At 35.5% G+C, this 13,136-nt stretch carries 11 protein-coding genes; 4 read left to right on the top strand and 7 right to left on the bottom strand.

The window, feature by feature from the left end; translation table 11 throughout:
• Positions 1-51: 51 nt before the first annotated feature.
• From H5117_RS09080 to H5117_RS09095, 4 genes are all read left to right on the top strand, one after another.
• The gene (locus H5117_RS09080) at positions 52-621 is read left to right on the top strand and encodes an outer membrane beta-barrel protein (RefSeq protein ID WP_002961225.1); all 570 of its coding nucleotides are present in this window, start codon (positions 52-54) and stop codon (positions 619-621) included.
• Between the two features lie 286 nt (positions 622-907).
• Positions 908-1,612: a tRNA (N6-threonylcarbamoyladenosine(37)-N6)-methyltransferase TrmO gene (tsaA, locus tag H5117_RS09085; protein ID WP_182737317.1), complete on the top strand. Its 705-nt coding sequence runs from the start codon at positions 908-910 to the stop codon at positions 1,610-1,612.
• 89 nt (positions 1,613-1,701) lie between these two features.
• Positions 1,702-3,426, top strand: coding sequence for a proline--tRNA ligase (locus tag H5117_RS09090; protein WP_182715517.1), 1,725 nt, complete (start codon positions 1,702-1,704; stop codon positions 3,424-3,426).
• Positions 3,427-3,643: 217 nt separating this feature from the next.
• Positions 3,644-4,489: a UDP-2,3-diacylglucosamine diphosphatase gene (locus H5117_RS09095; protein WP_024596856.1), complete on the top strand. Its 846-nt coding sequence runs from the start codon at positions 3,644-3,646 to the stop codon at positions 4,487-4,489.
• A 19-nt stretch (positions 4,490-4,508) separates the two neighbouring features.
• Here H5117_RS09095 and H5117_RS09100 read toward each other — a convergent pair whose 3' ends face one another.
• From H5117_RS09100 to H5117_RS09130, 7 genes are all read right to left on the bottom strand, one after another.
• Complete coding sequence (locus H5117_RS09100; protein WP_259404303.1) at positions 4,509-7,568, bottom strand: ATP-binding protein; 3,060 nt, start codon at positions 7,566-7,568, stop codon at positions 4,509-4,511.
• Positions 7,569-7,751: 183 nt separating this feature from the next.
• Entirely contained in the window at positions 7,752-7,964 is a 213-nt protein-coding gene (locus tag H5117_RS09105) for a hypothetical protein (RefSeq protein WP_010552728.1), read from the bottom strand.
• Positions 7,961-8,755: a hypothetical protein gene (locus tag H5117_RS09110; protein ID WP_182737319.1), complete on the bottom strand. Its 795-nt coding sequence runs from the start codon at positions 8,753-8,755 to the stop codon at positions 7,961-7,963. The genes H5117_RS09105 and H5117_RS09110 overlap by 4 nt, the downstream gene beginning before the upstream one ends.
• 88 nt (positions 8,756-8,843) lie before the next feature.
• Complete coding sequence (locus H5117_RS09115; protein WP_182737321.1) at positions 8,844-10,007, bottom strand: hypothetical protein; 1,164 nt, start codon at positions 10,005-10,007, stop codon at positions 8,844-8,846.
• A gap of 80 nt (positions 10,008-10,087) precedes the next feature.
• A complete protein-coding gene (locus H5117_RS09120) occupies positions 10,088-10,525 on the bottom strand; it encodes a hypothetical protein (protein WP_182737323.1) in 438 nt (145 codons plus the stop codon).
• On the bottom strand, positions 10,522-10,941 hold the full coding sequence (locus H5117_RS09125) for a hypothetical protein (RefSeq protein WP_182737325.1): 420 nt from the start codon (positions 10,939-10,941) through the stop codon (positions 10,522-10,524). Before H5117_RS09125 ends, H5117_RS09120 begins: the two co-directional genes overlap by 4 nt.
• A gap of 20 nt (positions 10,942-10,961) precedes the next feature.
• Positions 10,962-13,016: a hypothetical protein gene (locus H5117_RS09130; protein WP_182737327.1), complete on the bottom strand. Its 2,055-nt coding sequence runs from the start codon at positions 13,014-13,016 to the stop codon at positions 10,962-10,964.
• Positions 13,017-13,136 lie beyond the last annotated feature (120 nt).

A 13,136-nucleotide genomic window follows, 5' to 3' on the forward strand; every position in this document is an offset into this window, starting at 1 on the left:
TTTGATTAATGAAATCAAGCATTTGATTATTTTTTGTAAAGGAGCTATTCAATGATTAAAACACTTTCTCTTTCAGCTATTGCACTAGCAACACTGGGTTTTAACTCTGCAGCACACGCTGACATTTCTGATTTCGATTCTCCACGTATTTATACTGGTATCGGTTACGGTCAATATTCTTTTGAATTTGAAGACAGTGACAACGACACTGACTTTGACGACGATGCACAAATGCTTAAAGGCTATATTGGTACTCAGTTTAACGAATACCTAAGCTTAGAACTTGCTTATCAAAACTTTGATGAAGTAAGTGATATAGACAGCAAAGCTGAAATTGATGGCGTATCGCTTGCCGCACGTTTGGGCTACCCAATAACAGAGAGCTTTTCTGTATATGCAAAAGGCGGTTGGCTTGAGTGGGATGCAGATTACACACAAGATTTACCAGTAGGTGGTGTAACAGCTTCTACAGATGGTGGTGATGCATTTTACGGTGCGGGTATTGAATACGCACTTACAACAAATGTACAGTTTCGTTTAGAGTACGAACGCTACAAACTTGATGACGATATTGATCCAGACATGGATGTAGCATCTGTATCAGTTCAATACATGTTTTAATTAATCTTTAACATGTTTGAAAAGGGTAAGCTTATTAGCTTGCCCTTTTTTGTTTTAGGTCCTTTTTAAATATATTAATACAAAATATAAACCACTCAGTCTAATAATTGATTTTAAACTAGATGGTCTATATGAATAATTTTTAACGAAGTAAGTGCGCTATTTAATGCGCTTGAATAATCATATTTTTAATAAAATTGGTATACGCAATAAACTTACTTACACTAATGCCATAAATACTAAATGCAGGTAGAATAGCGCTCTATTTTATTTGTACCCGAGTACTATGAGCGATTATACCATTTCGGCTATTGGCCACATTGAATCTCCTTATAAACAAAAGTTTGCAATACCTAGGCAGCCTCGTTTAGTGCCACAAGCTAAGGCAAAACTTATTTTTGCACCTGATTTTAATCGCGAAGAGTTTATACGTGGTTTAGATGAATTTACTCATATTTGGTTGTTATTTCGTTTTCATGAAACGGCCGATAAAGGTTATTCTGCTATGGTGCGCCCACCTCGTTTAGGTGGGAATGAGCGAAAAGGTGTATTTGCTACCCGGGCTACATTTAGACCAAACGCGATTGGTATGAGCGCAGTAAAACTTGAAGGTATTGAATATAAAAACGGACAACTTAGTTTATTACTCGCTGGCATTGATTTACTTGATGGCACACCCATTATCGATATTAAACCGTACTTACCCTATTCAGATGCAATGCTTGACGCCAGTGCTGGCTTTGCAGATACACGCCCAGAAACACAAATGACGGTTGAATTTAGCCCTCAGGCAATTGAGTTTGTTAATGCGCAAACACAATACCCAGATTTACATGATTTTATAGCTAATGTTTTAAAACAAGATCCCCGCCCTGCCTATAAAAAACAAAAAGACGGCGAGCAAAGCTATGGTATGACTTTGTACAATTATAATATTCGCTGGCAAGTCAATGGCGAGCATAACGTAGTAACAAACATAGAAAAAAACTAAATAACTCACTTAGCGCTTTAGTGTAAAAGCATCCGCTGTTAAACTTAAGCTCTATTAAAAGAACATAATTACTCTATTTCGGAAAAAACATGCGTACAAGCCAATATATACTCGCAACACTTAAAGAAACGCCATCAGATGCTGAAATCGTATCGCATCAGTTAATGCTTAGAGCCGGTATGATCCGTCGCGTCGCTTCGGGTTTATACACTTGGTTACCCTCTGGTTTACGTGTGCTACGTAAAGTAGAAAACATTGTACGCGAAGAGATGGACAAAGCAGGTGCTATTGAAATGCTAATGCCTGTAATTCAACCCGCTGATTTGTGGGAAGAGTCTGGCCGTTGGAATGAATTTGGTCCTGAGCTTATGCGCTTCACAGACCGTCATAACCGTACGTTTGCACTTGGTCCAACACACGAAGAAGTAATAACTGATTTCGTACGTAAAGAAATAAGCAGCTACAAGCAGTTACCAGTTACTTTATATCAAGTACAAACTAAAGTACGCGACGAACGCCGCCCTCGCTTTGGTGTGATGCGAGCTCGTGAATTTACAATGAAAGATGCCTACTCTTTTCACTTAAGTGAAGAATGTTTAGATGCGACTTATCAAGCAATGCATAAAGCATACTGTAACATTTTTGAGCGTTTAGGCCTTGATTACCGCCCTGTACTTGCTGATACTGGGTCTATTGGTGGTAGCCTATCGCACGAGTTTCATGTACTTGCTGAGTCGGGCGAAGATGCCATTGCATTTAGTGATGGCAGTGATTACGCAGCTAATATTGAAAAAGCAGAAGCACTAGCGCCAAACGATCCACGCCCAGAAGCAAGTAAAGAGTTAAAAGCATTCCCTACTCCTGACGCTAAAACAATTAATGAGCTTAAAAAGCATTACGGTGTAAAACCTCATCGTGGTGTTAAAACCTTAATTGTTTACGGTGCACCTGATGAAAACGATGTACGTGGTTTAGTGGCGCTTGTACTTCGTGGCGATCATGATTTAAATGAATTAAAAGCTGAAAAGCACCCATTAGTAGACTCTCCGCTTGAAATGGCAACAGAGGCAGATATTGTTGCTGCTATTGGTGCAAAACCTGGTTCATTAGGCCCTGTGGGCTTATCTATGCCTATTATTGTTGATAGAGCCGCTAATATCCTTGCTGATTTTGTTGCCGGTGCTAATAAAGACGACGAGCATTACAGTGGTATTAACTGGGATCGTGACGTAACTGATTACGAAGTTGCTGATATTCGTAATATTGTTGAAGGCGATATGAGCCCATGTGGCCAAGGCGTTTTACAAATAAAACGCGGTATTGAAGTAGGTCATATATTCCAACTTGGCACTAAATACTCAGAAGCAATGAAAGCGGGAGTATTAAACGAAGGTGGTAAAAACCAAACCATGACCATGGGTTGTTACGGTATTGGTGTTTCACGTATTGTTGCAGCTGCTATTGAACAAAACAACGATCAATACGGGATCATTTGGCCAAAATCAATCGCGCCATTCGATTTAGCGATTGTTCCAATGAACATGCACAAATCGCATCGTATTCCTGATATTGCAAATAACCTTTACCAGGGTTTAAAAGATGCAGGTCTTGATGTGTTATTTGATGACCGTAAAGAACGCCCTGGTGTTATGTTTAATGACATGGAGCTAATTGGTGTACCTTACACGCTTGTAATTGGTGAGCGTAACCTTGACGAGAATAAAGTTGAGCTTAAAAACCGCCGCACCGGTGAAAAGCTAATGATTGATATTGATACAGCAATTGATGCAATTAAAGCGGCTGTTAAAGGTTAATAACACGCACGCTCAAAATAAACTAAAAGGCCGCATTTAAAATGCGGCCTTTTTTATGCGTAATAATAGCTGCTCAAAGACTCACCTTTCGTAGCTTTATAGAAATCTTTTAATTACGTGCCTTGGTATAAATTGTCATGGAGGCTTCGCTAAAGTGTCTCATAAGTGTCATTAGATTTATCTACAGTGTTTAATTATTACACTATGGATGACGGGCATGACAAACAATCAACTGCGTAAAAAACAACATTATCCAGCCATTTGGATATCTGATGTTCATTTAGGTTACAAAGATTGTAAAGCTGATTACTTACTTGATTTTTTAAACTCGGTAGAATCTGACACACTTTATTTAGTGGGTGATATTATTGACTTATGGTCAATGAAGCGACAGTTTTATTGGCACCCTTCTCATTATGAAGTATTAAACTGCATACAAACAAAAGCAGCTAGCGGTACACGTGTCATTTATATTCCCGGTAATCATGATGAAGCGTTTAGAAACTATATAAATCAAACATTATTTGGTGTTGAAATCCACCAGCAGTTTATTCACACCACTAAAGCTAATAAACGGTTTTTACTTATACACGGCGACGACTTTGATTCAGCGACTCGTTATAACAAACTTGTTAGTATTGCGGGGGATGCAGGATACGACTTTTTATTATTTTTAAATCGCTGGACCAATCGTATACGTAAAATATTTGGTGGTAACTACTACTCGCTTGCATCGTGGATAAAAGCTCGGGTACACAAAGCTCGAGAAGCGATTAGTGCCTTTGAAGATGCCGCAGTTCATGAAGCTAAAAAACAAAACGTAGACGGTATTATTTGTGGACACATTCACCATCCCAAAATTAAAGTGGATGACGGTATTATGTACTGTAACGATGGTGATTGGATTGAGAGCTGTACTGCGCTTGTAGAGCAGCAAGATGGAAAGATAGAATTACTACATTGGTCAGATACACAATTTATACTCGATAGCGCAGACATAGCTATTCTTAACACGCCTTTAAATACGTCAACAAATACCAAACCAAAAAAATCAGCTGCTTAGCAGCTGATTTTCAAAACGATTAACTTAACCAAGTAATTAGCTTGTCTTTTAAAGTTTGTGGTTTAATTGGTTTAGTAATGTAGTCGTTCATTCCAGCAGCTAAACAACGCTCTCTATCACCTTCCATCGCACTCGCTGTCATAGCGATAATCGGTATGTGAGTATAATCTACCCCTGCCTTACTATTTCTAATTTCACTTGTGGTATCGTAGCCATTTAAATTGGGCATTTGGCAATCCATTAATATAACATCAAAAGCTTGCTCTTCGTTTTCTCTCAGTGCTTCTAAGGCTTCTATACCGTCTGACGCACAAGTGATTTTTACTTTAGTACGTTTTAATATTGCCTTAGCTACTTCAATGTTTATCATATTATCGTCAACTAATAATACATGATACGCAGATAGGTCAGGCTCTACTTGTTCCTCTTCCAAGCCTTTAGGTGGCGCTATAATACAGTCACTACTAGCACCAAATAAGCTGGCTAACTTATAGCTAAATTGATCTTGAGTGAGTGGTTTATTTAAAATATGGCTGCCTTCAGGTAATACCGTTTTGATTGGCTTATCTGTCACCATATCTCGTAAAATTAAAACATACTTTTTATTAAACTGTTTACAGTAATCAATTAACGCATCAATTTGAGGATGCTCATCATCAATTAATAATAAATCAGCTTCAAACTCTTTGTGCTCACTAAAATAGTCAAGTCGTACAATGTTTTCTGCTTTTACTTTGCAGGTTAATAACAATAAGTCGCACACGTTTTTGTAAACGTTATCGCGCGCTATTAATGCCGCTACGTTAATACTTGTAGCAAGCTCAATACCTGTGTTTAGTTTTTTCTCTTGTGCTACATGTAGCTCAACCGTTGCGGTAAAGGTACTACCCGCGCCCTTTTTACTTATAACCGTAATATTACCACCCATTAACTGAGCAAGTTTTTTACATATAGATAAACCTAAGCCTGTACCACCAAAATGGCGGGTCGTACTTGAATCTTCTTGTGTAAATACTTCAAATAGTTTGTCTATGTTTTCAGGCGCTATACCAATTCCGGTATCTTTTATTGTAAAGCTCATTAATAACTTTGAGTCAGTAATGTACTTAGAGCCAACAGTTAAACTTACTTCACCTCTATGAGTAAATTTAAACGCATTATTAACTAGGTTAATTAAAATTTGTTTAAGTCGATGGCTGTCGCCAATAACCATTCTGTCTACTACATCTTTAGTATCTAAAAATACTTCAAGACCCTTTCGTTGCCCTTGTAACGCTAAAGAGCTAATCATATCGCTACATACTGTAACAACATCAAATGTATGATTATCAATATCAAGCTTACCAGCTTCTATTTTAGAAAAATCAAGGATATCGTTTATCAAATTCATTAGTGAATTAGCACTGCTATTTGCTAGTTTTAAATAATGGTATTGTTGTTCGGTTAAGCCATCTTCTTTGAGCATTTCAAGCATACCCAAAACGCCATTCATCGGTGTGCGTATTTCGTGAGAGATATTTGCTACAAAGTCACTTTTTGCATGGCTTGCTGCTAATGCTTGGTCAATTGCACGTTCTAGTTCAATGGTCCTTTGTGAAACCTTTAGCTCCAGAGTACTGTTTAACGCTTCGAGCTCTGATTGCGTATTTTTTAATGAGCTAATATTTCTTAAAATAGCCGCTACCTGATAACGGTTAGTATATACGTCAAAAATACTACTAAGCGTGATAGAAAAGTATTGTTTGTTGCCATAACCATCTGTGTAGATAGCTTCAAACGGCATTTTTGAACCGTTTGTAATAGTCTCTTGAATACAATTAGTGTCTGCGTTGTTTAAATTAAACAGCGAGACAAAATCAGGATTAGTGCCTGTAATTGAACTACCAAAAACCTCTTTAGCGGTATTATTAAAGTGAACAATTTCGCCGTTTTGCTCAATTGTAAAAATAGCATCCAAAGAATTTTCTATTACTTTATTGTTTTGCTCTTTTAGAGAATTAATTAACAGCTTACGGTTTATAAAACGTTGGTATAAAAAAGCAATAACTAAAAATATGCTAAAAAATACCACTAACATTGCAATAAAGTTTTGACGTCTCTCATTCACCTTTGCAAACAATGTTTTTGTATCAACACTTACACCAAGCTCTAAAGGTAGCATGGCTATATCACCCTCAATCGAAATTCGTTTTTTTAAAGTGTAAGCCACTGGATAATTACTTATTGGTAAAGTGCCTTGCTCTGTCATGGTGGTTGCAGTAGAGAATTCTTCAGACCATGTTTTAGTTTTATTAAATTCAAAACGGAATCGAAGTTGAGGGTTTGGATGATATAAAAATTCACCTTCATTATTCATAAGGTAAATCTGCGTCCCTTGTGGAGATTCAACTGTTAAATCTTCAAGTAATTTATCCGCGAAGTAATTAGTAACTAATATTGCAAATATTTTATTATTTTCATCAAAAACAGGCTTAGCAACACGAAAAGTGCTTATATAAGGTTCTTGTATCTGTCCATTTTCACGGTTGTAGTTAATTGGAGAAATATAGACACTTTTCTTATCAAGCATGCTTGCTTTGATTATGTAATCGCGTTGACCTTTTTTTTGTAATTGCAGACCTTGCAGTCGATTAATCTCTCCAAGTTGATTTCGGTCAACTCTAACAATCTCTTGCCCACCATCTTCGAGCATAATATAGCGAGCTTGCAAAATACTGTCATCGGTCTGCATAAAACCAGTAAAAATACTTGCTAAGCGCTCTTGCCAAACATCTATTGGCGTACCGAGAACAGGATCAATTAGTTTATTTTCTTTAGCGCGGGTAATGCCTTGTATTGGTGGTGTAGCATCTAAAAAACGAATGGCGGTAACACTGTCTTTAAGATGTTTTTTTAATGAATAGCTCTTTGTTTCAAGTTCACGCTTTAATTCTATTTGAGCTGAATTATAAACATCACTTCTTACTTTTTGATCGAACATGTATAGAGAAGGCAAAGCTATAAGAACAAATATTGTTGTTGCAACGAGCATTAATTTATTATTTTTTGTTACATTCAACAAAATATTTCTTTTTAACATTTACCTTCACCATAAATTTTTATTGTTATTAGTATAGAGCATTATAGGAATAATTGGACCATCTAACTAATCAGTTATCCTTATTAATTCTAATGTTTTTACATAATTAAGTACTAATGTACTACCTAAAAAGCTGCATTTGCAAAAGGTTAATTCAAATTAACAAACGTTGGACCTAAAGGACTATTTAGGAATGCTCTGATTGTTCAGACCTTCTTTCACAACAAATATGACTATAACCATGCAGAAAATAAACCCTCCTCCTATACAGATATAGTTGATTATTGGATTAGACTCAGTATCAAGAGTCATTGCTAAGAGCCCATAACTCAAAAGCATTAAACCAATAAGTGACGCAGCCATTAATCTAATAAGTTTTTTTGTGGTTTTTTTCATTCTATTACTCCTTGTTCCCTAGCAATACTCTCTAAATTCTTCAAAAATTGAACCGATTCATTAGTTATGTCTTTAATCATAAACTGAGGCTCTATTTCAACTTCGCTTTCATCTATTTCACTGTTACTAACAGTCTTTAAAAAAACAGCTTTGCCTTCATTATGCAATGATATTTCTGTCGGTATTTGATTTGTTTCGTACTTAAATTTACGCATAAAATCTATTAAAGGCACATCTAAAAAACCAACAAACGTTTTTCCAAAATAAGTATCTTCTCGTGCTCGTTTTAAAAGCCAAGTATATTCAGCAGATGATAGAAATTGGTTTGGGAATGAGCTCGTTTTTACTGTTTGGATTTTTTCATCATCAAAATACCCTATAAATATGTTTTCTCCTTCATTTTCGTAAGCGATATAATTATTAGGGTCGTTTTTAGGATCTAAGCTCATTTCATAAATTTGTTCTTTAGTAAACCCTGGCGCGTGTTTCATCATATCAGTAAAAGCTTTATCACTATTTTCTTTATTTAAAGCATAATCTAATCTGTATGCGATATTTTTTTGATGATCTAAAATATATTGACCATCATCTTTAATAGTCATTTCTGTAAAGGTTTTATTTGGCAAAACATAGTCTGTACGGAGGTATTTATCGGTGACTTTTATTTTAATGTATGCAAAATGATTTAACTCTTTAGTGACTTGATAATTAAGTGTTAGGTTATTTTGTGCGTGTGCATAACCACACAAACTTGCGGTAAGAACGACTATAAATTTAAATATATTTTTCAAAACTTTATCCTTAAAAGTTAGCAACCTAAAAACGGCGTGACCACGCTGCATTGAACTGTAATCAGCGCCTATACAAAAGTACCTATCATTAAGTAGATATAATTTTTGGCAGGCTCATAACAAGTATAATGAGTATAAACAAAAAAACGAATAGCCCTACGTGAAGTTTAAATGGGTAAACCATTTGGCTTGTTCTGTCTAACGATACTGGATATTTATATTTTAATAATGAAAACACAAGTGTTTTACTATCAACACTCCAATGAGACAGTGGGATACTCTGCCCCTTTGTTGTATTAAATACTAGTGAGATTAAATGCGACCTTTTAGTTGTTCTTCCAATTGCTCCTTCAACTGAGTCGTAATCGTAATTCCACTTAGCCTCAATGCTAATAATATCCTGCTTAGTTAATGTACGCGGTTTTTGATCGGTAAATAATAATGCAGGTAAATAAAGCTCATCATCGTTTATGATAATGGAGCTTAAGGGCGCTGTTTTTATAAAATAGTATTTATTACAAACAATAACCCTAGCGAAGTAATAACTTGCATAAGTTATTACTAAAAATGCAAAAGAAGGTTTCCAGTTTTGTGATGAGAACGCAATAAATAGCGAAAGCAAAGCAAAACACACAACAATGAAATGAACTAAGTTTTTCTTACTATCAGGGAGTGGTAGCGCGCATCTAAGTATAGGAATATTATTTTTAGCCTCAGCATTACCTAAAATAGTATTTTGTGGGAATATTTTTGAAAATTTGTTTACTGTTGCTGAGTTTGTTTTTTCAGCCTCGGCCTCTTCACGTTTAGCAGTATAAACGCGCTCAACGGTTGAAAGCTTATTCACTAATAGCTGCGCTTGTTTGTCTTGCTTGAAACACCTAAACGTATAAGTGCTCAATTTGCCTTGTGCTGAGGTGTAATTGATATCTATGATATTTACAGCTTTATCTGCTCTAAACGATATTGTGTTTATACTGTTTGTATCAATGGAGTGGTGACTATACGTAAAGATTTCTTTCTTAAAAAAATAAGCCCCCAACTTTATATCTATTTGATTATTGTGTTCATCAGACTTTAACCGATGTTGAAACATCAAAAGCACAATAATTAATAAAACGTCAAGCCCATCGCTTGTATCAAAAATAAAGCCTTGGCTTAAAACACCTAGTACAAGGCCTGCTACAGTTAGCCAAATGAATAGCCATTTAATCGTTTCTAATAGTGATTTTAATATAATTGAATTAGCCAAAATTCCCTCTTTGAATAAAAAAGTATGCTTAGTTACATACTCTCATAATATATAAATACTTAAAGTAGTCGAAAAGCTAATTAACTAGACGCAACAATGATTATCCAACCGTCAGCTTTTGTTTTTTCAAAAGCGCAACCCGAAGAGTAACTACGTTTATCACCTGATTTAGCTTCAATCCTAACGGATGCATTTTTTTTAGGTGCTTTAGTAGATATTTTAATAGAGCTAATCTCAAAATTAGGATCTTGTGCATACTCCTGAAACTTCTCAGCTTCTTTACTCAAATATGCAATAGCTCGTTTTTTTTCGTCTTCCGTATCTTTAAAATGCTTTGGTACAAAAGACATCAAAGTATCAATGTTTTTATCCGCTTTTGCTTGTCTAAACTCTTCGCATTTTTTTATAAATAATGGATCTTGATTATCCTTGGCAGGAAAATTTACGTTAGATTCATCAGCAAAAGCTGCTGTGCTTAAAAATATGATGCTAGAAAGCGCTATTAATTGTGATTTCATTTCAAATCCTTTGTTAACGGAACAAATATGGAGGACGTTGTGTAAATATTAAGCTTTTCCTCATCTACACTGATTGCTGTGGCATCCATAGTAAAATTAAATCCACCATCAGCCTCTGTCCAAGTAAAACTACTAACGTCAGGTGCTTGAGCAAATAACTTTCGTTTATTATTAAAACAAGAAACTCCCTGTAACATTTTTTGTTGATCTTCTACATGCCAAAAGTCGTTACCTGGTTTAGAGAGGTATATATAACAACCACGCTCTAGACCTTCAACACTGACTTTATAATTTAACAGTCCAATATCGGGATTTAGTTCGACAGAACCTTCAATAACATCATTAACTGAATATGAGTCTACACACCCTTGCAAAACTAATGAACAGAGCAATACACACATTGTTTTTTTTAACATAACGTTCCTTTTATATACTCTTAATTATTATTTTTACGTTCACTTTTTAGCTTTTTATATAAATCATCTGCCACTGCTGTGGCCTTCCCAATAATGTTATAAGAGTCATCTTTTAAAAATGCGTCAAGCGACTCTTTCCGCAAATTTTCTTCGTACCAATCTTTAAACGCTTTGTATGATGCTAAATCACTTATTTTATTTTTTAATTGCGGCACGTCGTCAACTTTATTTTGATACACAAAAGCACGTAAAACAAAAGATTTAAGCGTACTATCAACACTTAGCTCTATTTGGCTATCATCGGCTATGTAACTTTGGAATAATCGAATGCCGTCTTTGTAATAAAGAGAAATATAATCAGTGGTTGAGCTTATTTGTACCTGTTTGTTATTAAAAGCATTAATGCCATAAAACTCTCCGTCTAAATTATCTACATAAAAAGGTCCCTTAATATGTAAGTAATCAGGCATTACAACCTTTAGCGATATAACTTGTTCTTTTTTGATACTTGAGTAGTTACTTTCACCATATACATTTTGTAAGCTCAACCAGCCTGTACCAACATCGCTAGGTACAATAAAACTAGCATTAGTATCATTTATATAATCCAACTGTATTGTTGGGCCATCTGCAAAAACTAATGAAGTTCCACTTTCTAAATTTGCACCAGTTATTAATACTTTATCGCCTTCGACTACATTTCTAGTCGGAATGCCTGTAATAAGTGGTGTTTTTGGATGCAGTAATGTGGCATCAATACTGTTGGTTTTATAGCCATCTATAGCTAGAAAAAATGTAATGGGTTCTCCGCCCAACGCTACCTTTGGATAATTAGGTATAACAAATTCAATTTTATTCTCTGATGTAATCGTCACTGGTAAATTAACGACTGGCTGTTTGTCATCCCCTTTTAACATTACCAAATGTGCCGCATCACCTTTTAGGTTTTCTGCATTTAAATTAGCAGGGAAAAACGGCCTAACTTTGTTAATAAATACTGCTTCGTCACTATGAGAATATGTTGCAGAGCTAATGACTGGGGTATTTGATGGGTATAAGTTATTTATACCAATTAGTTTTTCTAGTGGCTGCGGATCATTTTCATCAAACAAAAAGTCGCCATCGTCGTCAGTATCTAAAAAATTAGGAATGCCATCACCATCAAGATCATAACGGATAAATTCAACTAAGTTTAATTCATCTGAATCTAAAACTGCATTATTGTCACTATCTAGGTCTACAAAGGCTGGTTTTTTATCGTCATCTAAATCGTAGGTTGATTCTATATCATCAGTAATGCCATCATCATCACTGTCTAAATCATGCCAGTTTGGAGTACCATCACTGTCGACATCATGACTATAGCTAAAGTTAGCTGTATAAATATGGTACTCATTTCCATCTGGTATTTTATCATCATCTGTATGTTGCCCGAGGTGGTTCATTCCTAAAGCAAGCTCTTTGTTTGTAGGGACTGCGTCTTTGTCAATATCAATAAATGCATGTACTGTATACGTAAAGCTATCTGCTCCTAAGTTGTTTCTATCAGTAATACTTAAATTATATTCACCCGCTTGCTTAGGTGAGAAAGTAATAGCTTGACCGACTTTACCAACGTGCTTAATGTTTGTTGGTATAGAAGAAATAACATCGCCATTATTATTAATGATGGTTAAAGACGGTGTGAAACGCTTATTATCTTTAAAAAGTATTAACGTCACTGATAAGTCTTCAAATAGCATTAAGCTGGGGATATTAAATTTAAAATCATCTATATCTACATTTTTATCAATAACCCCCGCAGCTTTAAAAGGTATATTCCCAACTGGGTTTGCTTGGCCAACGTTGTTATTAAACTCTTGTTCTTGAACAACCGACATTGTGGTTTTATCGGCATCAAACGGATAGTCATCCTGCTCATCAAGCACGCCATCACCGTCTTCATCTTTGTTTTGCCACGTGCCTACAGGTGGTGGCGATTGGATTGTTTTTGCTTGGATGTGTGATGTATACGTTAGCGAGCTAAAAGCGCTGCTTACGCTCAATAGCGAGAAGTAAATAAGGGGTAGTTTCAAGAATCCATCCTTGTTGGTTAATCCATTAAAGTATTTATTATTTGCCTAAAGTTTATTCTTTTTAGTTAATTAGGACATCGTACCTAAATTAATACAGCCATTCAAGCTTACACATCTATA

This window comes from Pseudoalteromonas sp. SG45-1 (genome assembly GCF_014164135.1).
Lineage (GTDB): Bacteria > Pseudomonadota > Gammaproteobacteria > Enterobacterales > Alteromonadaceae > Pseudoalteromonas > Pseudoalteromonas distincta.

Excerpts from the sequence above, each read along its gene's own strand:
- H5117_RS09080 (WP_002961225.1), top strand. The coding sequence starts at position 52 with ATGATTAAAACACTTTCTCTTTCAGCTATTGCACTAGCAACACTGGGT.
- tsaA (WP_182737317.1), top strand. The coding sequence starts at position 908 with ATGAGCGATTATACCATTTCGGCTATTGGCCACATTGAATCTCCTTAT.
- H5117_RS09090 (WP_182715517.1), top strand. The coding sequence starts at position 1,702 with ATGCGTACAAGCCAATATATACTCGCAACACTTAAAGAAACGCCATCA.
- H5117_RS09095 (WP_024596856.1), top strand. The coding sequence starts at position 3,644 with ATGACAAACAATCAACTGCGTAAAAAACAACATTATCCAGCCATTTGG.
- H5117_RS09100 (WP_259404303.1), bottom strand. The coding sequence starts at position 7,568 with ATGTTAAAAAGAAATATTTTGTTGAATGTAACAAAAAATAATAAATTA.
- H5117_RS09105 (WP_010552728.1), bottom strand. The coding sequence starts at position 7,964 with ATGAAAAAAACCACAAAAAAACTTATTAGATTAATGGCTGCGTCACTT.
- H5117_RS09120 (WP_182737323.1), bottom strand. The coding sequence starts at position 10,525 with ATGAAATCACAATTAATAGCGCTTTCTAGCATCATATTTTTAAGCACA.
- H5117_RS09125 (WP_182737325.1), bottom strand. The coding sequence starts at position 10,941 with ATGTTAAAAAAAACAATGTGTGTATTGCTCTGTTCATTAGTTTTGCAA.